General features: G+C 71.1%; 17 protein-coding genes. 9 read left to right on the top strand and 8 right to left on the bottom strand.

What is annotated here, in order from left to right:
* Positions 1 to 79: 79 nt before the first annotated feature.
* From SS2_RS04050 to SS2_RS04060, 4 genes are read left to right on the top strand one after another with little or no spacing between them, the layout of a single operon-like run.
* Positions 80 to 1,834: a glycoside hydrolase family 35 protein gene (locus SS2_RS04050; protein ID WP_066461302.1), complete on the top strand. Its 1,755-nt coding sequence runs from the start codon at positions 80 to 82 to the stop codon at positions 1,832 to 1,834.
* A complete protein-coding gene (locus SS2_RS17740; protein WP_217995564.1) occupies positions 1,831 to 2,877 on the top strand; it encodes a glycoside hydrolase family 43 protein in 1,047 nt (348 codons plus the stop codon). The genes SS2_RS04050 and SS2_RS17740 overlap by 4 nt, the downstream gene beginning before the upstream one ends.
* 2 nt (positions 2,878 to 2,879) lie before the next feature.
* On the top strand, positions 2,880 to 3,818 hold the full coding sequence (locus SS2_RS17745) for a family 43 glycosylhydrolase (RefSeq protein WP_217995565.1): 939 nt from the start codon (positions 2,880 to 2,882) through the stop codon (positions 3,816 to 3,818).
* 7 nt (positions 3,819 to 3,825) lie between these two features.
* Complete coding sequence (locus tag SS2_RS04060; RefSeq protein ID WP_245643343.1) at positions 3,826 to 4,566, top strand: ThuA domain-containing protein; 741 nt, start codon at positions 3,826 to 3,828, stop codon at positions 4,564 to 4,566.
* A 70-nt stretch (positions 4,567 to 4,636) separates the two neighbouring features.
* Here SS2_RS04060 and SS2_RS04065 read toward each other — a convergent pair whose 3' ends face one another.
* On the bottom strand, positions 4,637 to 5,749 hold the full coding sequence (locus SS2_RS04065; protein ID WP_245643344.1) for a substrate-binding domain-containing protein: 1,113 nt from the start codon (positions 5,747 to 5,749) through the stop codon (positions 4,637 to 4,639).
* A gap of 41 nt (positions 5,750 to 5,790) precedes the next feature.
* Entirely contained in the window at positions 5,791 to 7,734 is a 1,944-nt protein-coding gene (locus SS2_RS04070; RefSeq protein WP_066461308.1) for a heparinase II/III domain-containing protein, read from the bottom strand.
* A 203-nt stretch (positions 7,735 to 7,937) separates the two neighbouring features.
* Here SS2_RS04070 and SS2_RS04075 point away from each other — a divergent pair, with 203 nt between their 5' ends.
* Together SS2_RS04075 and SS2_RS04080 are read left to right on the top strand one after the other, a co-directional pair.
* Positions 7,938 to 9,029: a hydroxyacid dehydrogenase gene (locus SS2_RS04075; RefSeq protein ID WP_245643345.1), complete on the top strand. Its 1,092-nt coding sequence runs from the start codon at positions 7,938 to 7,940 to the stop codon at positions 9,027 to 9,029.
* Positions 9,026 to 11,095, top strand: a complete 2,070-nt coding sequence (locus SS2_RS04080; protein WP_083941723.1) for a DUF2264 domain-containing protein — start codon at positions 9,026 to 9,028, stop codon at positions 11,093 to 11,095. Before SS2_RS04075 ends, SS2_RS04080 begins: the two co-directional genes overlap by 4 nt.
* A gap of 21 nt (positions 11,096 to 11,116) precedes the next feature.
* On the opposite strand, the gene SS2_RS04085 is transcribed toward SS2_RS04080, so the two are convergent.
* The 6 genes from SS2_RS04085 to SS2_RS04110 form a co-directional block, all read right to left on the bottom strand.
* Complete coding sequence (locus tag SS2_RS04085) at positions 11,117 to 11,794, bottom strand: response regulator transcription factor (protein ID WP_066461310.1); 678 nt, start codon at positions 11,792 to 11,794, stop codon at positions 11,117 to 11,119.
* Positions 11,791 to 13,251: a sensor histidine kinase gene (locus tag SS2_RS04090; RefSeq protein WP_066461312.1), complete on the bottom strand. Its 1,461-nt coding sequence runs from the start codon at positions 13,249 to 13,251 to the stop codon at positions 11,791 to 11,793. The genes SS2_RS04085 and SS2_RS04090 overlap by 4 nt, the downstream gene beginning before the upstream one ends.
* A gap of 14 nt (positions 13,252 to 13,265) precedes the next feature.
* Positions 13,266 to 14,108: an ABC transporter permease gene (locus SS2_RS04095; RefSeq protein ID WP_066461313.1), complete on the bottom strand. Its 843-nt coding sequence runs from the start codon at positions 14,106 to 14,108 to the stop codon at positions 13,266 to 13,268.
* Complete coding sequence (locus SS2_RS04100) at positions 14,105 to 15,064, bottom strand: ABC transporter ATP-binding protein (protein WP_066461315.1); 960 nt, start codon at positions 15,062 to 15,064, stop codon at positions 14,105 to 14,107. The genes SS2_RS04095 and SS2_RS04100 overlap by 4 nt, the downstream gene beginning before the upstream one ends.
* Before the next feature lie 230 nt (positions 15,065 to 15,294).
* Entirely contained in the window at positions 15,295 to 15,717 is a 423-nt protein-coding gene (locus SS2_RS04105; protein WP_066461317.1) for an organic hydroperoxide resistance protein, read from the bottom strand.
* Positions 15,718 to 15,742: 25 nt separating this feature from the next.
* Positions 15,743 to 16,195 carry a MarR family winged helix-turn-helix transcriptional regulator gene (locus SS2_RS04110; RefSeq protein ID WP_066461318.1) on the bottom strand — a complete coding sequence of 151 codons (453 nt, stop codon included), beginning with the start codon at positions 16,193 to 16,195 and terminating at the stop codon, positions 15,743 to 15,745.
* Positions 16,196 to 16,337: 142 nt separating this feature from the next.
* Between SS2_RS04110 and SS2_RS04115 the strand changes: the two genes are divergently transcribed.
* The 3 genes from SS2_RS04115 to SS2_RS04125 all read left to right on the top strand — a co-directional run bounded on the left by SS2_RS04115 (position 16,338) and on the right by SS2_RS04125 (position 20,005).
* Entirely contained in the window at positions 16,338 to 16,994 is a 657-nt protein-coding gene (locus SS2_RS04115) for an SGNH/GDSL hydrolase family protein (protein ID WP_066461319.1), read from the top strand.
* 93 nt (positions 16,995 to 17,087) lie between these two features.
* Positions 17,088 to 18,179, top strand: coding sequence for a LacI family DNA-binding transcriptional regulator (locus tag SS2_RS04120; protein WP_066461324.1), 1,092 nt, complete (start codon positions 17,088 to 17,090; stop codon positions 18,177 to 18,179).
* 164 nt (positions 18,180 to 18,343) lie between these two features.
* Positions 18,344 to 20,005: an ABC transporter substrate-binding protein gene (locus SS2_RS04125; protein ID WP_066461326.1), complete on the top strand. Its 1,662-nt coding sequence runs from the start codon at positions 18,344 to 18,346 to the stop codon at positions 20,003 to 20,005.
* Positions 20,006 to 20,098 lie beyond the last annotated feature (93 nt).

Here is a 20,098-nt window from a genome sequence, read left to right on the forward strand (position 1 = left end):
ATCTGCACGCCTGCACAGTCGCAGGACGCACGCAGTCGCATGATCGACCGGTCAACGACGACGAGAGGTGTGGCTTGCGATGAGCCGTTTCAGTATCGGAGAAGAGGACTTCCTCCTCGACGGCGACCCCGTACGGGTGATCTCAGGTGCACTGCACTACTTCCGGGTGCACCCCGACCAGTGGGCGGACCGCATCCGCGCAGCGCGCGAGCTCGGCCTCAACACGATCGAGACCTATGTCCCCTGGAATGCCCACTCGCCCCGACGCGGTGAGTTCAGCACCGAAGGCATCCTCGACCTCGGACGCTTCCTCGACGAGGTCGCGGCACAGGGGATGTGGGCGATCGTCCGGCCCGGGCCCTACATCTGCGCGGAGTGGACGGGGGGCGGCCTCCCCGGGTGGCTCTTCTCCGCAGGGGCAGGCGTGCGACGCGCAGAGCCGACGTACCTCGCCGCGATCCGGGAGTACTACGAGGCGGTCGCGGAGATCGTCGCACCCCGCCAGGTCGATCGCGACGGCCCCGTCATCCTCGTCCAGGTCGAGAACGAGTACGGCGCCTACGGCAGCGACAAGGAGTACCTGCGCACCCTCGTGGACCTCCTGCGGGAGGTCGGGATCACCACCCCGCTGACCACGATCGACCAGCCGGAACCGCACATGCTGGAGAACGGGAGCCTGCCCGGTCTGCACAAGACCGCCTCCTTCGGCTCCCGGTCGCTCGAACGCCTCGCCACGTTGCGTGAGCACCAGCCGACGGGGCCGCTCATGTGCGCCGAGTTCTGGGACGGCTGGTTCGACTCCTGGGGTCAGCACCACCACACGACGAGCGCCCAGGACTCCGCACGTGAGCTCGACGCCCTGCTCGCGGCCGGGGCGTCGGTCAACCTCTACATGCTCTGCGGCGGCACCAACTTCGGGCTGACCAACGGTGCCAACGACAAGGGCGTCTACGTCCCGATCAGTACGAGCTACGACTACGACGCCCCGCTCGACGAGGCAGGGCGCCCCACCGAGAAGTACTGGGCCTTCCGCGACGTCATCGCCAAGTACGCGGTCGTCCCCCCGGCGGCACGCGACGAGCACGCACCTGCCCCGACGTTCACGCTGCCGCTCACCTCGGCTGTCCCTCTCTGGGACGTGCTCGACCTCCTCGGGGCCGAGCAGGAGCTCGACCACCTGCCGACGGCCGACGACCTCGGGCACTACGACGGCTTCACGATGTACCGGTCGCTCGACCCTTCCGCACATGGCGTCCTCGAGCTCGGCGAGGTGCGTGACCGTGCGCAGGTCTTCATCGACCGTGAAGGGGTCGGCGTCCTCAGCCGCGACCATGGCGAGCGCCGGGTCGTCCTGCCCCGCTCCGGTGCGCTGGAGATCCTCGTGGAGGACCTGGGGCGCGTGAACTACGGCACGCGGATCGGCGAGCCCAAGGGGCTCGTCGGACCGGCGTCGCTCGACGGTGCCGACCTGGGACGCTGGGCCGTGCGCCCGCTCGACCTGGGCGACGTGTCGGGCGTGGCCGCGCGGGCTCGGGACGGGGAGCCGCTGGCAGACGGGGTGGTCCCTGGTCCGTCCTTCGCCGTCGCCAGCTTCGACACCCCCGACCATGAGGCAGACCACTTCCTCGACACGTCCGCCTGGGGCAAGGGCGTCGCGTGGGTGAACGGTTTCTGCCTGGGCCGGTTCTGGTCGCGCGGCCCGCAGAGCACGCTCTACGTGCCCGCACCGGTGCTGCGCGCCGAGGGCAACGAGCTCCTCGTGCTCGTGCTCGACTCCGCAGGCGCCCAGGCGCGGTTCGTCGCGGACCTCGAGCTGGGGCACACCGAGCAATGACGGCGAGCCAGCCGTACGCCGGCTACCTCTTCGTCTCCTTCGCCGGAGAAGACACCCCGGACGGCGAGCAGGTCCGCTTCGCGCTCAGCCGGGGCGACGACCCGCTGAGCTACGTGGACCTCGCCGGCAACGAGCCGGTGCTCACGTGGTCAGCGGGCCGGGGCGGGATCCGGGATCCCTTCGTGGTCCGTTCACCCCGGGACGGTCGGTTCTTCATGATCGCCACGGACCTCAAGATCTACGGCACCGGCGACTGGGACGCCGCTCAGCGCACCGGTAGCCGGTCCATCGTCGTATGGGAGTCCGACGACCTCGTCGACTGGACGCCGCCGCGCTCGGTGCAGGTCGCCCCGTCGAACGCCGGGGACGCGTGGGCTCCGGAGGCGTGCTGGGACGAGGAGCACGACGAGTTCTTCGTGTTCTGGGCCTCGACGCTCTACGACGCAGACGACCCAGCTCACGAGCGCCCGAGCTACCACCGCATGCTCTGTGCCACCACCCGCGACTTCGTGTCCTTCAGCGAGGCGCGGGTATGGAGCGACCCGGGGCACTCGGTCATCGACTCGACCGTGGTCGCTCACGACGGCTGGTGGTACCGGTTCACCAAGGACGAGCGGGAGCCGTCCTCGTCCACGCCGACGTCGAAGTTCATCACCGTCGAGCGGTCGCGCGACCTACGTTCTGACTCCTACGAGCCGGTCACCGACGGTGTGGGCCGCGCGGGTGCGCACGGTCCTGGGATCGAGCAGGGCGAGGGCCCCGTGGTGGTCCGGTCGAACGCGGGGGACCGGTGGTACCTCTTCATCGACGAGTTCGGTGGCCGCGGGTATGTCCCCTTCGAGTCCGCGGACCTCGATGCCTCCCAGTGGACGATGGCTCATGACGCCCGGATGCCCACGGGCGCACGCCACGGCTCGGTGCTGCCTGTCACGCGGGCCGAGCACGCTGCGCTGCTCCAAGCCTGGGGGCCGGGCGACGCCGGGTGTGCTGACTCTCTGTCCGACCTGTCCGACGACCCTGCCGACGACCTCCGAGAGGCGTAGACGTGCCCAGTCCCGTTCTGCCCGGCTTCTATGCCGACCCCAACATCGTGCGTTTCGGCGACACCTACTTTCTCTACGTCACCACCGACGGCATCCCCGGATGGGGCTCCACGTCCTTCGAGGCATGGTCCTCGACGAACCTCGTGGACTGGACCAACCACGGCGTCGTCCTCGACCTGCTGACGGACGTCTCCTGGGCCCAGGGTGGCGCCTGGGCGCCGGCGGCCGCCACGAGAGACGGCAGGTACTACTTCTACTTCACCGCCGACCAGAACATCGGCGTGGCGGTATCGGACTCGCCCACCGGCCCGTTCTCCGATGCCCTCGGGCGTCCGCTCGTAGACCGCCGGGACTACGACGACCAGCAGATCGACCCTGCGGTCTTCGTCGACGAGGATGGCACGGCGTACCTCTACTGGGGCAACATGACAGCCCGCGTCGTACCGCTCGACGCCGCGATGACCGGCTACGACCCTGCTGAGATCCAGGTGCTCGAGGGGCTGGAGGGTTTCCGAGAGGCACCCTTCGTCGTCCGCCGCGGCGACACCTACTACCTCAGCTGGTCGATCGACGACACGCGTAGCGCTGACTATCGCGTGGGGTACGCCACGGGCCCGAGCCCGTACGGGCCGTGGACGCAGCGGGGCCTGCTCCTGGAGAAGGACCCCGCCTCAGGCATCGTGGGGACTGGCCACCACTCGATCGTCCAGGCTCACACCGGCGACTGGTACATCGCCTACCACCGGCACGCAGTCCCCGACGGGGACGGGACCCACAGGGAGACCACCATCGACCGCCTGTTCTTCACCGAGGACGGCGGGCTGCGCAAGGTGGTCCCCACGCTGGAGGGTGTCGATCCCCTGCCGCACGCAGGTGCAGGGCAGCCGGGCGGCAGAGACGACGTGAGCCCGACTCCGTCCGCAGACCAGCGCGTGAAATGATCGATCGGTGAGCCGCTCTTCGCTGTCCATGCCGCCTCCTGGTGACGCCGCGAGCGCCCCGAGGAAGAGCCGCATCCTCGTCCTGTCCGGCCGCGGTCGCTACGAGGACCCGTGGCACGACATGGCCGCGACGTCGCACACGATCGCCACGGTGCTCAGCGAGGGCCGACCGCACGACGACGTGGTCGTGCGGGGGGCCTTCCCCGACGCAGCGGACGACCTCGCCGACATGGACCTGCTCGTGGTCAACACCGGGTCAGGGCGCCCCGACCCTCGCCATGACGGCGACGACTCACGGTGGGTTGCCTTCCACGAGTCCGTCCGGTCCTGGGCAGAGGCTGGCAAGCCGGTCCTCGCCGTGCACCAGGCCGCCAACAGCTTCGCTGACAGCCCGCACTGGGAGCAGATCCTCGGCGGCAGATGGGTCGACGGTACGTCGATGCACCCCGAGATCGGTGACGCGACGGTCGAGGTCGTGGACGGGGACCTCACCCACCCGATCGCCGCCGGGCTGGGCAGGAGGAGGGTCGTGGCCTTCGACGAGCGGTACTCCTGGCTACGGGTGGCGGACGGCGTGCAGGTCATCGCCACCCAGCAGCACGACGGCGTGGACCACCCGGTCGTGTGGGTCAACGCGACAGGCGGTCGGCGTGTGGTCTATGACGCCCTGGGGCACGACACACGCTCGTACCAGTCACGGTCACGGCGCGACCTGCTCCTCGCCGAGGTGAGGTGGCTGCTGGGCTGACCACGCGCTGGCTCGCCAGCAGGAGGGACGGCTCGGGCCTGCTGGCGACGCGCGACCCGCGGCGTCTGCGTCAGGTCTTCGGGGGACCGGAGGACTCTCGCACACGCAGGCTCGGGCTGATGACGACCCTGTGGTGCGGGCGCCCCGGGTCGCGCAGGCGGTCGGCCAGGAGGGAGACCGCGGCGCGCCCCACCGACAGGCGTGGCGGACGCACAGCGGTGAGCGCGGGGGAGAAGAGGCTGGCCACCTCGTCGTCGTACGCGACGACCGAGAGGTCGCCGGGGACGGACAGGCCTCGTTCGTCGCAGCGCTGGACGAAGGCCATGGCCTCCGGGTCGGAGTGGATGAGCAGCGCTGTGGTTCCCGAGGACAGGCACGCGTCGATGATCGCGTCGATGCGGGCGTCCGGCGCGTCCGACGCGTAGTCCTCGTCGACGACACCGGTCCGCGACAGCCCACCGTCCTCCGTGGCCTGCAGGTACCCCGCGCGCAGGTGCCGGGCCGTGGGGCTGCGGGTGTTGACCACGAGGCCGATCCGTTCGTGTCCGAGGCCTGCGAGGTGGCGGACCGTGATGGCTGCCCCGAGCGCGTGGTCGGTCACCACCGACTCCATCGCCTCGTGGTACGGCGCGACGGTCGCGGTGCGCTCCACGAGCACGGTTGGGCAGTCGATCGACGCGAGCCACGCGACGAGCTCTGCTGAGCGCGGTGAGCTCATGTTCGGGGCCACGAGAAGGCCGTCGACGCGGCTCGACTCGCGGAGGCGCTCGAGCCGGGGAAGGTCGTCGACGCTGTCGTAGGAGGACCCGCGCAGGATGACCCGCATCCCGCGCGAGCGCGCCTCCTGCTCGGCACCGCGGACGACGCCCGGCCAGTAGTAGTCGAGGGACGGTACGAGCATGCCGATCGTGGACGTCGACCGTGACGCCGCTGATCGTGAGGGCACCGGGTGGTCGGGCGCGGTCTCCGGCAGGGGCGGGACGGCGTCGTCCGCGGTGGTCTCGGTGCCCGGCTCGACGAGCCTCGCGCCGCCGTGGACGCGGCGCACGAGTCCCTCCTTGGCGAGCTGAGCGATGTCCCGTCGCACGGTGACGGCCGTGACGCCGAGGAGTTCGACGAGCTCGGAGACCCGGACGGTGCCCCGGGCGTGGAGAGCATCGAGCAGCTGCGCCCGTCGTGTCACAGGGAGCGCACCACGAACAGGCGTCGTGCGGGTCTCTTCGGTCACCGCCGTGTCTCCATCCGCACGAGAAGCGTCCCCGTCGTCGCCTGTCCGGCGTCGTCGATCTCCAAGGTCAGCCGGGTGAGCTGAGCGCCCCACACCTGTGTGAGCATCGGGTCGTCCAAGGGGCGTACCTCGAGGGTCGGGCGTGCGTCGGCCGGGTTCCACGTCAGGAGCATAGTGCTGTCACCCTCCGTCGGGCGGACCTGGACGAGCCCGGGACCGAGGACGCTGACCTGGCCTGCGAGGAGGTAGCGCAGGCGCACGGGGATCGGGAGGGCGGAGCGGCCCGGACCGGGCGCCTCGTCCAGCTCCCAGTCATCGGTGATCTCGACGGTGCCGGCCTCTCGGTCGAGGACGGCCGTGCGCGTCCACCGCGGGACGTCCGCACGGGGGTACGCCCCGGCCAGATCCATGGTGAGCTGCGTGCGTGCGTCCTCGATGACAGCCACGACGTCCCGCGCCGCCCGGTCAGCCCCCTCGTCCTGCCCGGTCCCGCGGATCTCGGGCACGTTGTGCCAGGCGCTCTGCATGGGCCACAGACGATAACGCTCAGCGCCGAAGGTCTGCGCCGTGTAGGTCGGGCGCCCGGCGTCGACGAGGACGGGGACCCCGTCGACCGCGACGACGACGGTGCCGACGTCGTTGTGGTTGTGGTGCTCGCCGTTGTGCCCGCCCTTCGCGGCCAGTGCCAGCCCGTGGTCGCTGCCCTCGGCGGCTCGGGCGACGAGCACCTGGGTCGAGGGCAGCCAGACGTCCCGGACGAGTGGTGGTGACTCCGGGCGGGCGTCGGTCCACCGCCGGTCGGCGAGGGCGAGCAGGAGGCGACCCAGCCCGTCCTCCTCGCTCGCGACCGGCGCACCTGGCCGCCGGTACGACGTGGCGTGCCGACGAGCGGCGTCGTCGCCGGTGATCAGCGACCAGCGATGCAGGGCGTGCCACGGCTGGTCACGGGGCGGACGGGCTTGGCCGTCGGCGACGTTGAGGTACCAGTCGCCGCCGAGGTGCATGCGGTGCGGGAAGGCGACGGTCTCCCGCAGGGCGGGTACCTGGGAGGCGTCGAGCGCTCCGCCCGTGGCGTGGCGGACCAGGTCGAGCGCCTCGAGAGCGCGGCAGGCGCCGTTCCACCAGTACGCGTAGCCCTCGTCGATGGCCCCGTCTGCAGGCAGGGTCGCGACGTATCGGTCGATACCCTCGATCACGAGCGCGACGATCTCGCTGCGCTCGACGGGCTCGTCGAGGAGGCGCAGCGCGGCGGCGAGCACGTTTCCGTGGATCCAGGGGTTCCAGTTGTGGGCGCTCCCGTCGAGGCCGAGCCAGTGCCAGTCGCGGCGGCGGACGAACGGCTCGAGGACACGGGTGCGAACCTCGTGACGGACCCGGCTCCGGACCCCGGGCAGCTGGGCGTCGAGCAGGTCCCCGAGGACGTGGTCCGCCCACGCGAGCTGGCCGGCGACCTCGCCGGCGCCGAGGTCGAGGTACGGATCGGTGACCGTGGGGACGACGGCGCCGTGGACCGTGAACGTGTCGTCGTGCGCAGGCCAGCACCACGAGCTCTGCTCGCACAAGGCGATGATCCCGTCCGCTGCCTCGTCGATGCGCTCCGTCGAGGGTGTCGCGGCAGCGGCGACGACCGCCCGGCTGAGCCTGTGCTGACGGGCGAAGACGTGGCCCTGGTACTCCTCGCGGTCGCCGTCGCGGAAGTAGCGCGAGTACTGGCGGGCCGTCGGGTGGGGCCACGGGGTGGCCATCTCGGCGTCGGCGCGCCCGACCAGATCGATGACGGTCGGGCGGTCAGCAAGGTCCCATCCCGCGCGGTCCGTAGCCGGCGGTGTGGGCAAGGCACGGGACGCGGGAAGAAGGAGGGTGCGCAGGCCGGACGCCGTCGCGGCGTCACCCCACGCTGCGGCGAGAGGGCCGGTGAACGGCGGTGAAGTGGGGGACATGTCTCCTCGTCGAGATCCGTCGCGGTGACCATCCATGCACATCGGATGATCGTTTGTGATCGTAACAGGGGGGTCTGAGGTTGACATGATCATCTTTCGTCGGTTGTATGGCGGCGTCGCTCGGAGACGATCAGAGATGCTCAGCCCAGCGACCGCATCCCGTGCACTGATGCCTGGATGCCTTCGACGACGAAGGAGTGCGCGTGACCGCACCACACACCGCCGCACCACACACTGCAGCCCCCACCGCCGGCCAGGCCCCCGCCACCGATCGGGCTGCGCTCAGCGACCGCCCGACCGCGCTGCTCGTGATGGATCGCGACACCTTCGCCCTGCAGTTCGACCGCGACGAGCTCGACCGGCTGCACGCCCTCGTCGACCTCGGCGACCCGGTCGTGCTGCACGAGCTCGACACCCCCGAGGCGCTCGACCGCCTTGCCGGTGCCGAGGTGCTGCTCACCTCGTGGGGCGCCCCGGCGCTCGACGTCGCTCGGCTCGACGCGGCCCCTCGGCTGCGCGCCGTCCTGCACTGCGCGGGCAGCGTCCGCGGCCTCGTCGGCCCCGAGACATGGGATCGCGGGATCGTGGTCAGCAGCGCCGCCGAGGCCAACGCGGTCCCGGTCGCCGAGTACACCCTCGCCGCGATCATCATGGCGGGCAAGAAGGCTCCTTTTCTCGCGGCGACCGCTCGCCTCGACCGCGACGGGTGGTCGCAGTCCGCGGGCCGCGGAGTGCTGTCCAACCGCGGACGCACCGTCGGGGTCGTCGGGTTCTCTCGCATCGGGCGGCGTGTGGTCGAGCTGCTGGCACTGCTCGACACCGCAGAGGTGCTGGTGAGTGATCCCTGTGCGGATGCGTCCGAGGTCGCCGCCGCGGGCGCTGTCCTCGTGCCGATCGACGATCTCCTGCGCCGCAGCGAGATCGTCTCCCTCCACGCGCCGGCGCTCCCCGCGACCCATCACATGATTGCCGCGCGCGAGCTCGCCCTCCTGCCGGACGGAGCGACCCTCGTCAACACGGCGCGGGGCGCACTGGTCGATCATGATGCCCTTCTCGTCGAGTGCTCCTCCGGTCGGCTAGACGCGATCCTCGACGTCACCGATCCGGAGCCGCTGCCCCACGGGTCGCCGCTCTACGAGCTCACCAACGTCATGATCACTCCGCACATCGCCGGCTCCCTCGGCTCCGAGACGCGCCGGATGAGCAGCCACGCGATCGACGAGCTCGAGCGTCTTCTCGATGGTCGGGCGCTCGCCACCCCCGTCACCCCCGCGGGCCTGACGGTGAGCGCATGAACCCGCTCGCGCGCCACGCCGACCGCGCGCCGGGCGCGGACCTCGCTCCGATCACCGGCTGGTCACGTGATCGATGGGCCGGCCTGGCCGACACCATGCTGGCAGCGGTCCGTCCCTTCGCCTCCCCAGGTCACGCGCAGGTGCTGCTTCCGGGCAGGCCAGGCGGGTACGGCTCTGCGGTGGACGGTCTCGAGGGCTTCGCCCGGACCTTCCTGCTCGCGGGCTTCCGTCTGGCGGGGGAGGGCGGGCGGGATCCAGACAACCTGGCGGAGTGGTTCGCGGCCGGGATCGCTGCGGGCACAGACCCGTCGAGCCCGGACCGGTGGGTACGGCTCGAGGAGCACGGCCAGGCCAAGGTCGAGGCCGCGTCCCTGGCGCTCATCCTCGACCTCACACGCCCGTGGCTGTGGGACCGGCTTGCCCCACAGGTGCAGGAACGCGTCGTCGACTACCTCGCTGCCGCCGTCGGCGACGACACGTACCCGCGGATCAACTGGGTGTGGTTCCGCCTCGTCGTCCAGACCTTCCTACGATCCGTCGCGGGCCCGCACTCCCTCGACGAGATGGCGCAAGACCTTGCCACGCACGACACCTTCGTCCGTGCGGACGGCTGGTTGGCCGACGGCGCGGAGCGCTCCTTCGACCATTACGCCGGCTGGGCGCTGCATCTCTACCCGACGCTCTGGGCGCGGATGGCAGGCGCGTCTGACCTCGCCGCCGCACGCAAGGACACAGACCTCCTGCGCCTGGACCGCTTCCTGCAAGATGCCGTGGAGCTCGTGGGTGCTGACGGGTCGCCGCTCGTCCAAGGGCGGAGCCTCATCTATCGCTTCGCCGCTGCTGCGCCGTACTGGGTCGGTGCCGTCGCCGGCGTGCCGTCGATCTCCCCGGGTGTCCTGCGCCGGGCGGCCTCGGGCGTCGTGGGGCACTTCGTCGACCACGGTGCCCCCGACGCTGACGGTCTTCTCACCCAGGGCTGGCACCATATGTGGCCACGTCTGTCGCAGTCATACTCGGGACCTGGCTCTCCCTACTGGGCCAGCAAGGGCATGCTGGGTCTCGCCCTCCCGCCCGAGCACCCCGTGTGGACCGCCACCGAAGAGCCGCTCCCGCTCGAGACGGCCGACCGCCTGCGCGTCGTGCGCGCTGCGGGATGGATCGTCTCCGGGACCCGGGCGGACGGGATCGTCCGCGTGGTCAACCACGGCACCGATCACGCCACCGAGGGCGCGCAGGGCGGAGACTCACCCCTCTACGCCCGCCTCGGCTACTCGACCGCGACGTCCCCGGTGCTCGACGACGCGGCGTGGCGGGACCCGCTCGACCAGGCGGTCGTCCTCCTTGATGCTGACGGACGGGCGAGCCATCGCACCGGGATGACGGTGCTTGGTCTCGTCGTCGAGGGTGACCCCCTCGACCAGGCGCAGGTCGCTGTCGCCGCGTCGCGCGCGCAGGTGCGCTGGCTCGCCCCCGCTCCTGATCAGCAGCGTCACGGATCCGGTCTGCGCGGCGTCGCGACGCCAGCCGGGACCGTCACGACGGTCTCCCTGGTGCGCGGTGCGTGGGAGGTCCGACTGGTTCGGGTGGACGATGCCGACCCAGCGGCCGTGACCCTCCGGGTCTCGGGCTGGCCCGTCGCGGGAGACACCCCGCCTCGTGCGGTCCTCGACCCGGGACGACCGTCCGTGCGCGTCTCGGGTGACTCGGTCCGGTCGGTGCTCGTGGGCCTCCAGCCCGCCGGTGCGCCGGGGCCGGTGACCGCGGGCAGCACGACGTCAGAGGATGCCTCTCCGCTCGGCGCGGTGGCCGTCACGCCGTGGCTCGCCGGTCCGGTCCAGAGCAACCGTTGGTGGGTGGTCGGTGCAGGTCTCCTCGGCGATGAGCAGGCCGGTGCGTGCTCGGTCGACGTCGTGAGCCCGCAGGATGCTCATGATCCTCACGTCGATCCGCTCGGTGATGACGTCACCCACGTCCAGGTGAGATGGCCGGACGGTGTGCGTACGGCAGTGCGCGTCCCCGGCGAGGCGACGGCGCGGCGCCCAGGGGGCGTGGATGCTCCTGGATGAGGCTCACGAGTCGCGCCGCGCTCACGAGCTGCCCGCGCGCACCAGGCCCGTCTCGTAGGCGAGCACCACGGCCTGGACGCGGTCACGGACCTCGAGCTTGCCCAGCAGGCGACCTACGTGCGTCTTGACGGTGGGCTCGGACAGGCCCAGCTGCGCGGCGATCTCCGCGTTCGACCCGCCCTCGGTGAGGCACCGCAGCACCTCGAGCTCGCGGGGCGTCAGGCTCGCCAGGCGCGGGTGGACAGCGTCCGGGTCCGGTGCCTGCCCGGTCCCGGGGAACCGCTCGGCGAACAGCTCGAGCATCCGCTGAGTCACGCGCGCGGACACGACGGCGTCTCCCGCCGCGATGGTGCGGACCGCAGCGGCGAGCTCGGCCGGGCCGGAGTCCTTGAGGAGGAAGCCGCTCGCCCCGGCGCGCAGCGCCGCGAAGGCGTACTCGTCGAGGTCGAAGGTGGTCAGGACGAGGACCCGCACGTCAGGGAAGGCCGCGACGATGTTCCGGGTCGCGTCGATGCCGTTGACCCCTGGCATGCGCACATCCATCACCACGACCTGGGGGCGCAGCGCCGCGACCTGCTCGAAGGCGGTACGCCCGTCGGACGCCTCGCCCACCACCTCGATGTCCGGGTTGCTCTCGAGGAGCAGCCGGAATCCCACGCGGACCAGCGCCTGGTCGTCGACCAGCAGCACCGTCGTCATGTCTGTGTCTCCCTCCGGGGCAGCAGGGCGCGGACGCGCCACCCCTCACCGTACGGGCCGGCGTCGACCGTCCCGCCGAACACCGCCGCACGCTCGCGCATGCCGACGAGGCCGCGGCCGGACCCCGGGCTGGGTGGGACCGTGAGCACGGCACCACGGTCGGTGACGATCGCCTCGACCTGGTCGCCCCTCTCGCGCACCGCCACCTCGACGACGGGGGTGCCCGGGGCGTGGCGCAGGGCGTTGGTGAGGGCTTCCTGGATGATGCGGTAGACGGCGAGCTGCAGGCTCGCGTCCAACCGCTCCAGCACGTCCGTGCCGACGCCGACGTGCCGCACGCTCAGCCCGGTCGCACGGAACCTCGTGATGAGCGCGGCGAGGTCGACGCCGCCCGGCTGAGGCTCCAGGGGTGCTGCGTCGTCTGGGTCTGCGCCGCTCGCGTCTGCGCCGCCTCGGGAGGCGCTGTCAGGGGCAACGCCGCCAGCCGCTGCGCCGTCGGCACCCCCGGCGCCAGCCCTCACATCACCCTCAGGGGCGTCGTCGTGAAGGACCCCCAGGACGCGGCGCATGTCGCCGAGGGCGGACCGTCCGGTCGAGACGAGCTCGTCGAGGGCGGCTCGTGACCGCTCGGGTGCCCAGTCCATCGCGGCCGCGGCGCCGCCGCCGAGGGCAACCATCACGGAGATGGAGTGCGCGACGATGTCGTGCATCTCCCGCGCGATGCGCGCCCGCTCGGCCGCCTGTGCCAGGCGTGCTCGCTGCTCCTGGTCGCGGGCCAGCGCGTTGGCGGCGTCCACGAATGCCGTCACGTGCAGGCGCTTGCTGCGTGTGCTCGTCCCGGCCGCGACCGCGAAGAGAGCGAGCACGAGCACCGGGACGCCCGTCTGGTACCAGACGGGGCTCGTCAGGAGCCCGGAGCCACGCAGGCTCTCGGTGACCGCGGCGAGCTCGGCAGGGTCCGTCACGGCGGTGCCGGTCATGATCGCCCCCACCGTCGTGGGGAGCGGGAAGGTGAGGGCTGCGGCGAGCAGGGCCGCCACGACGCCGGCCGTGGTCAGCCACGCGACGGTCGGGCGGCGGGAGGTAGCAACCGCGTACAGCGCGAGGGCCGCACCGACCTCGAAGCCGGCGGTCATCCCGGTGGTGGCGAGGGCCAGCACGCCGAGGGCGCCCATGGCCACCGCGACGTGCACCGGGTGGCTCCGGCGCCACACGAGCGCCGTGGTGCCCAGGGCCGTCAGGACCACCGACGCGACCTGCATCCGCAGGACCTGGTCACTGCCCAGGAAGAGGTAGAGCACGTAGGTCGAGTCCGCGCTGAGCCCCATGAGCAGCGCCCACCCGGCGAAGAGCACCATGAGCAGCGCGTCCATCGCCCGGGGGTGCTGCACGAAGAACCGGCGCACCGGCCCGAGCCGGCGCGCCGAGAACTCCGTGAAGACCTGTGTCTCGTTCATGTCCCCTGTCCTGTTCAGGCGTCCCTGCGTCGCAGGAGCACCCCCGCCACCACGAGCACCCCGACCACCCACGCGACCATGATCCCGTACCCCTGCCACGGGGTGAACGTCGTGGTGCTCGAGACGGTGATCACCGACCCGACGGCGTCCGACTGCAGGAGCCGGGAACCGGCGCTCGCGGGCAGGTGGGCGGCCAGGGTCTGCACGGGGCCCCACGGGATGGCGGCGAGGCCGTTCTCCACCACGAGCAGGACGCCGAGCACCGTCGCGACGCCCGCAGCAGAGCTGCGCACGATCGCCCCGATGGCGAAGGCGAGCGCCGTCGCGGTCGCCAGGTACAGCGGCACGCCGAGCAGGATGCGGGTGTCCTCGGCCCGCGTCAGGTCGATCGACATCCCGGTCTGGTCGAAGAACGGCGCGGCCACCACCCAGGCGAGGACGACTCCCACGAGCGAGGCGACGGCGACGGTCACGGTCGTGACGACGAGCTTGGCGGCCAGGACCGACAGCCGGCCGGGGGAGGCCAGGAAGGTCGACCGGATCTGCCCGGTGCCGTACTCGCCGGAGACCACGAGGACCCCGAGCGTGCAGAAGGCCAGCTGGGTGAGCGCCACGCCAGAGGTGACGTAGACGGCGCCCACCAAGGTGTCTGAGCCGACGGCCTCGGGCACCTGCGCGATGCTCGCCACGCGGGACACCGCGAAGGCGGGCAGGAACAGCATGCCGACCGCCAGGGTCCACCACGTCGAGCGCAGGGACCGGAGCTTGACCCACTCGGCGGCGACGAGCCGCCTGAAGGAGGCAGGGTGCACGGTGACGCGCCCGGTGGTGGGGGCGACGGGGGCGAAGATGCTCATGAGTGGGCTCCTGTCGTGCGTGCGGGGGTGCGGTCGGAGGTGCGTTCGGGGGTGGTGGTGCGGTACTCGACGTCGTCCGCGGTCAGGCGCATGTAGGCCTCTTCGAGGGAGGTCTGCACGGGCGTGAGCTCGTGGACCACGACGCGTGCGGCCGCGGCGGCCTCGGCGATCTCTTCGGCGGTGCTGCCGGTGACCTCGTAGGCGGTGCCGTCCACGTGCGTCAGCTCGATGCCGGGGCGCCCGCGCAGCGCGGCGGCCAGCTCGGCTCCCATGGGGGTCCGGACGCGGACGGTGGATGCCTGGGCGCGAGTGAGGATCTCGCTCATGGGGGCGTCGGCGACGAGACGACCACGTCCGATGACGATGAGGTGGTCGGCGGTGAGAGCCATCTCGCTCATGAGGTGCGAGGAGAGGAAGACGGTGCGGCCCTCCGCGGCGAGCCCGCGCAGCAGGGTACGCACCCACAGGACGCCCTCGGGGTCGAGGCCGTTGACGGGCTCGTCGAGGATGAGGGTCTGCGGGTCGCCGAGCAGTGCGGCGGCGATGCCCAGGCGCTGGCCCATGCCGAGGGAGAACTTTCCGGCGCGCTTGCCTGCCACGGAGTCGAGCCCGGTCATGGCGATGACCTCCTCGACGCGGCGACGCCCGATGCCGTGGGTGGTCGCCTGGGCGAGCAGGTGGGCGCGGGCGGACCGGCCGGTGTGCACGGCGCGGGCGTCGAGCAGTGCGCCGACCTCGCCGAGCGGGGCGCGGTGCTGGGCGTAGCGGGCGCCGTTGACGGTGACGCCTCCTGCGGTGGGTCGGTCGAGACCGACGATCATCCGCATCGTGGTGGACTTCCCCGCGCCGTTGGGTCCGAGGAACCCTGTGACGGAACCTGGACGGACGGTGAAGGAGAGGTTGTTGACGACGGTCTTGTCGCCGTACCTCTTGGTCAGGCCGATTGCCTCGATCATGGTCGCTCCTCGGTCGGTGTGTTCATCCAACGTAGGAGCGGGCCCGGTGCTCGCGGGAGCACCTGGGGAACCAACTGTGCGACCGGGGTGGTACGCCGCTCGAATGACGTCGTCATCCCCGAGGGTGAGCGCCACCGGTGGCGTCACCCGAGGTCAGCGAGGACGCAGACGGCCGCCGGCCCACCTGTGCGGGTGAGCCGGCGGCCGTCTGCTGTGCGGTTCGGGGGAGGTCAGTCCTCGACGACGTTGATGGTGACGTCGATGTTGCCGCGGGTGGCGTTGGAGTACGGGCACACCATGTGCGCCTTGTCAGCGAGCTCCTGCGCCTGGTCGGCGGGCAGACCGGGGAGCACGACCTCGAGGGTGACCTCGAGGCCGAAGCCGCCGGCGTCGAGCGCGCCGATGCCCACCCGGGCGCCGACGCTCGAGTCCGAGATCGAGACCTTGGCCTCGCGGGCGACGCTCTGCAGCGCGGAGTGGAAGCAGGCCGCGTACCCGGCGGCGAAGAGCTGCTCGGGGTTGGCGCCCTGGCCCGAGCCGCCCATCTCGGTGGGGACGGCGAGGTCGAGGTCGAGCCGGGCGTCGGACGTGGTGACGTGACCGTTGCGGCCGCCTCCGGTCGCGAGGGCTTCGGCGGTGTAGAGGGTGTTCATGGGCGATCTCCGATCGTCGGACGGGTCACCGGGGGTCACCGGTGAGGTTGGTGCAGAGCTTGTCGAGCAGGCCGGACAGGGTGGCTGCCTCCTCGGCGTCGAGCCCGGTGCGTTCCGCGAGGGTGCGGGGCACGCCTGCGGCACGCTGCTTGAGGGCGGCGCCCTCGGTGGTCAGGGCCACCCGGACCACGCGCTCGTCGGCGGGGTCGCGGGTGCGGCTCAGCCACCCGGCGGTCTCCATCCGGCGCAGCAGCGGCGAGAGCGTGCCGCTGTCCAGGGAGAGCCGGTTGCCGATCTGGGAGACGGGGAGGTCGTCCTCCTCCCACAGCACCAGCATGACGAGGTACTGCGGGTAGGTCAGGCCCAGGTCGTCGAGCAGCTCGCGGTAGGTGCCGAGCAGTGAGCGTTCGCCGCGGTAGAGGCGGAAGCACAGCTGGGCGTCCAGCTGCAGGTCGGTCGCCGGGTCGTCGAGGCTCATGCTTCGACGGTAGTGCACAACTAAGTTGCACACAACCTAAAGCGCGTGGCGCGCGGGGATCTGCCCGCGCGCGCCGATATCCTGGGCACCCTGCCAGCCGCGACGCCGCGGCTCGCCCCGGACCAGTGCACAAGGATGTGACATGACGCTGTCTATCAAGGCCGGCTCGACCGTGCTGTTCATCGGAGACTCCATCACCGAGTGGGGGCGCGACGACACGACCGGGTCCATCGGGCACGGCTTCGTGCGGATGGCGGCGGACGGCTGGGCCGCAGCACACCCCGAGCACCCGATCACCGTGGTCAACAAGGGGATCGGCGGCAACCGCGTGATCGACCTGCGCAACCGCTGGACCCGTGACGCCATCGACGTGGGCCCGGACGTCGTGACGATCATGGTCGGCATCAACGACACCTGGCGCCGCTTCGACATCGGCGAGACGACGACCACCGCCTCCTACGAGGCCGACCTGCGGTTCGTCCTCGGGCGCCTGGCCGCCGAGACCTCGGCCCAGGTGCTGCTCATCGAGCCCTTCGTGCTCCCGGTGCGTCCCGACCAGTGGCAGTGGCGCGAGGACCTCGACGCGCGCATCGCCGTCGTGCGCCGTCTCGCCGCCGAGACCGGCGCGACGCTCGTGGCCGCGGACGGCCTGCTCACCGCGCTCGCGGTGAACGCCGGCGGCAACACCGACGGCGAGGCCCGCGGCTTCGCCCGCTACGCCGACGACGGCGTCCACCTCACCGACGAGGGCAACGCCGAGCTCGCCGCCGCCTGGTTGGCGCGCACGGAGGCGGTCTGACGCTGGCGTTCCCGGAGGTAGGACGCTGGCGTTCCCGGAGGTAGGCGGAGCGGCGTGTCGTAGTATCGATGCCGTGACGAGAGGGCAGATCTGATGCAGAAGGCCCCCACGGTCTATGACGTCGCGAAGCTCGCCGGTGTGTCTATCGCGACTGTGTCCCGAGTGTTCCGCAAGCCCCACGAGGTCTCCCAGTCCACCCAGGATCGCGTGCACGCAGCCGTCCTGGACCTCGGTTACGTCCCGAGCGGGAGCGCTCGCAGCCTCGCGGCGCGCCGGGCCGGCGCGATCGGTCTGTGCTTCCCCGACTTCGACGGCATCGACGGAGGGCCGGCTCCGGTCGCCTACGCCGAGGGCCCCGTCACGGCCCAGCTCGACCCGCCGGAGGGCGTCGAGCCCAGCGGTGACCTGTACATCAGCGAGGTCATGCTCGGCACGGAGATCGAGGCATGGCGGCACGGCATGGCGGTGACCATCGCCGTCGCCCGGGGTGAGCGTGGCTCGGAGATCTTCGACAACCTCGCCGGGCGCGTCGACGGCATGGTCACCCTCTCTCGGACGGTGCCCGAGCGCCTGCTGGCCCACATCTCCCGGCGGATCCCCGTCGTGGTCATCGCCGGCCCCCGGGCGGGGGACGAGTACGACCACATCGGCACCGACAACGTCGCAGGGATGCGGGCCATGACCGAGCACGTCGTCGATGTCCACGGCGTCCGTGACGTGGCCTTCCTCGGCGGCCCCCCAGACTCTCCCGACGACCACGACCGCTTCACGGGCTTCCGGGCGGGGTTGGCCGCCGCGGGGATCGTCCCGCCGGCGGAGCCCTTGCTGCGCGGCGACTTCACGCGCGGTCAGGGACGTGTCCTCGGGCGCCGGCTCATCGAGTCCGGCACTGTCCCGCGGGCGCTCGTGTGCTCGAACGACCAGACCGCCCTCGGTGTCCTCGACGCCTTGCTCGGGGCCGGGCTGCGTGTCCCGGAGGACGTGATCCTCACCGGATTCGACGGGATCGACGCCACGGAGATGTCGCGACCCCGGATCACCACCGTGCGTCAGCCCATGCGGGAGCTGGGACGCGCGGCCGTGGACGCCCTGCTGTGCCGCCTGCGTGATCCGCTGCTGCCCCCTCAGACGCGGACCCTGCCCGTCACCGTCCTGCTGCGCGAGAGCTGCGGTTGCCTCGCCTGAGTCTGCCGCCCGCCGACACACGCTCACCGTCGCCTGTCGGAGGCAGTTGCGCGAAGCGATGTATGCGCATACATTGCTCAGGACAGCATGACTGACCGACGTGGTTTGCGCGGATGCATCCCGCTCGTTCGCCGTGACGAAGAAGACACGAAGGAGAACCCGCCATGATCGATGGCACCCGTCGGACGCGCAAGCGCCTGACCTCCGCGCTCGGGCTTGGCCTTGTGACGGCCCTCGCCCTCGGCGCCTGCGCAGCACCTGAGAGCGGCTCCGCGAGCTCCGCCGGCGGGAGCAGCTCGCTCATGCTCGCCGCTGACAACGGCTCACCGACATTTACGCGCAACTTCAACCCGTTCGTCATCGAGAAGCGCAACATGTCGCTGATCATCAACGAACCCCTCATGGTCGTGAACGCCCTCGACGGCAAGTCGACCAACTTCCTCCAGTCGGACTTCACGCAGCCCGACGCGAAGACCATCGTCTCCACCATCCGTGAAGGCGTGACCTGGAGCGACGGGGAAGAGTTCACCCCCGACGACGTCCTGTTCACCTACGCCCTGCTCCAGGAGTTCCCCGCCCTGGACACCACGGGCGTCTGGTCCCGTCTGGAGTCCGTCACGGCGGAGGGTCAGGACGTCACCTTCACCCTCAAGGCCGAGGACTCCTCCGCTCCCATCTCCGTGCTGGCCGTGCCGATCGTCCCCGAGCACATCTGGGCCGAGCAGGCTGACCCGGTCACGTTCACCAACGAGAACCCGATCGGCACCGGCCCGTACGTCCTGGGCGACTTCAACGCCAACCAGTACACGATGACCAAGAACGAGACGTACTGGCAGGCGGACAAGGTCGCCGCGGAGGAGCTCGTGCTCCCCGCCGCGAACTCCCAGCTGGACGTGGTCAACAACGGCTACGACTGGGCCTACTCCTTCATGTCTGACGTCGAGAACACCTGGGTCGCGGCCGACGAGGGCAACGAGTACTGGTTCCCCGCCGGCGGCACGGTGGGCATCGCGCCCAACCTCACCAAGGCCCCGTACAACGACCCCAACTTCCGCAAGGGCATGTCTCTCGCCCTCGAGCGTGACGCCATCGCCGAGAACGCCTCCGAGGGCACCGTGGACGCCGCCGGCCAGCAGGGTCTGCTGCTCCCCACGCAGTCCGAGTGGCTCACGGACGCCATCCCCGACGAGGGCATGGTCACCCAGGACACCGCCGCGGCCGAGGCAGCCTTCGCCGAGGCGGGCTACACCCTCTCCGGCGGCAAGCTCGTCGACGCCAACGGCACCCAGGCCACGATGACGATCACCACGCCCAACGGTTGGACCGACTGGCTGCGCGCCGTCCAGGAGATCCAGAAGCAGTACACCGCCATGGGCATCGACGTGAAGGTCAACCAGCCGCAGCCGGCCGCCTACTTCCAGGCTGTCCAGAACGGTGACTTCGACGTCGCGATGACGTCCTTCGGTGGCAACGGCTCGGTCTACCAGGGGTACTACAACCTGCTGAGCTCGGACTTCTTCCACCCGATCGGGGAGTCGGCTCCGTCGAACTACCAGCGGTACTCCAACCCGGAGGTCGACGCGCTGCTCACCGAGTTCCGCATGAGCGTCGACGAGAACCGCCAGAAGGAGATCGCCGGCGAGCTCCAGGAGGTCATGTACAACGAGGTCCCGATCATCTCGGTGTACTACGCAGGCCTGTGGGGCCTCGTCTCCAACAAGAGCTTCACCGGATGGCCCTCCGCGGAGGACCCCTACATGACGCCGACGCCGTACACCTCCAGCGCGCTCGTCGTCCTGACCACCATCACCAAGGTGGACAGCTGACCGGTCCGCTCTGACCGGTTCGACCCTCGACCGGGTGGGGGCGTCCGCACCGCGCGCCCCCACCCTGTCCTCCGCCCCTCCTCCCTGACGAAG

It is taken from the genome of Sanguibacter suarezii NBRC 16159, assembly GCF_001552735.1.
In the GTDB taxonomy this organism is placed as follows: domain Bacteria; phylum Actinomycetota; class Actinomycetes; order Actinomycetales; family Cellulomonadaceae; genus Sanguibacter; species Sanguibacter suarezii.

Coding starts and splice junctions, on each gene's coding strand:
- SS2_RS04050 (WP_066461302.1), top strand. CDS start 80: ATGAGCCGTTTCAGTATCGGAGAAGAGGACTTCCTCCTCGACGGCGAC.
- SS2_RS17740 (WP_217995564.1), top strand. CDS start 1,831: ATGACGGCGAGCCAGCCGTACGCCGGCTACCTCTTCGTCTCCTTCGCC.
- SS2_RS04070 (WP_066461308.1), bottom strand. CDS start 7,734: ATGTCCCCCACTTCACCGCCGTTCACCGGCCCTCTCGCCGCAGCGTGG.
- SS2_RS04080 (WP_083941723.1), top strand. CDS start 9,026: ATGAACCCGCTCGCGCGCCACGCCGACCGCGCGCCGGGCGCGGACCTC.
- SS2_RS04085 (WP_066461310.1), bottom strand. CDS start 11,794: ATGACGACGGTGCTGCTGGTCGACGACCAGGCGCTGGTCCGCGTGGGA.
- SS2_RS04090 (WP_066461312.1), bottom strand. CDS start 13,251: ATGAACGAGACACAGGTCTTCACGGAGTTCTCGGCGCGCCGGCTCGGG.
- SS2_RS04095 (WP_066461313.1), bottom strand. CDS start 14,108: ATGAGCATCTTCGCCCCCGTCGCCCCCACCACCGGGCGCGTCACCGTG.
- SS2_RS04100 (WP_066461315.1), bottom strand. CDS start 15,064: ATGATCGAGGCAATCGGCCTGACCAAGAGGTACGGCGACAAGACCGTC.
- SS2_RS04105 (WP_066461317.1), bottom strand. CDS start 15,717: ATGAACACCCTCTACACCGCCGAAGCCCTCGCGACCGGAGGCGGCCGC.
- SS2_RS04110 (WP_066461318.1), bottom strand. CDS start 16,195: ATGAGCCTCGACGACCCGGCGACCGACCTGCAGCTGGACGCCCAGCTG.
- SS2_RS04115 (WP_066461319.1), top strand. CDS start 16,338: ATGACGCTGTCTATCAAGGCCGGCTCGACCGTGCTGTTCATCGGAGAC.
- SS2_RS04120 (WP_066461324.1), top strand. CDS start 17,088: ATGCAGAAGGCCCCCACGGTCTATGACGTCGCGAAGCTCGCCGGTGTG.
- SS2_RS04125 (WP_066461326.1), top strand. CDS start 18,344: ATGATCGATGGCACCCGTCGGACGCGCAAGCGCCTGACCTCCGCGCTC.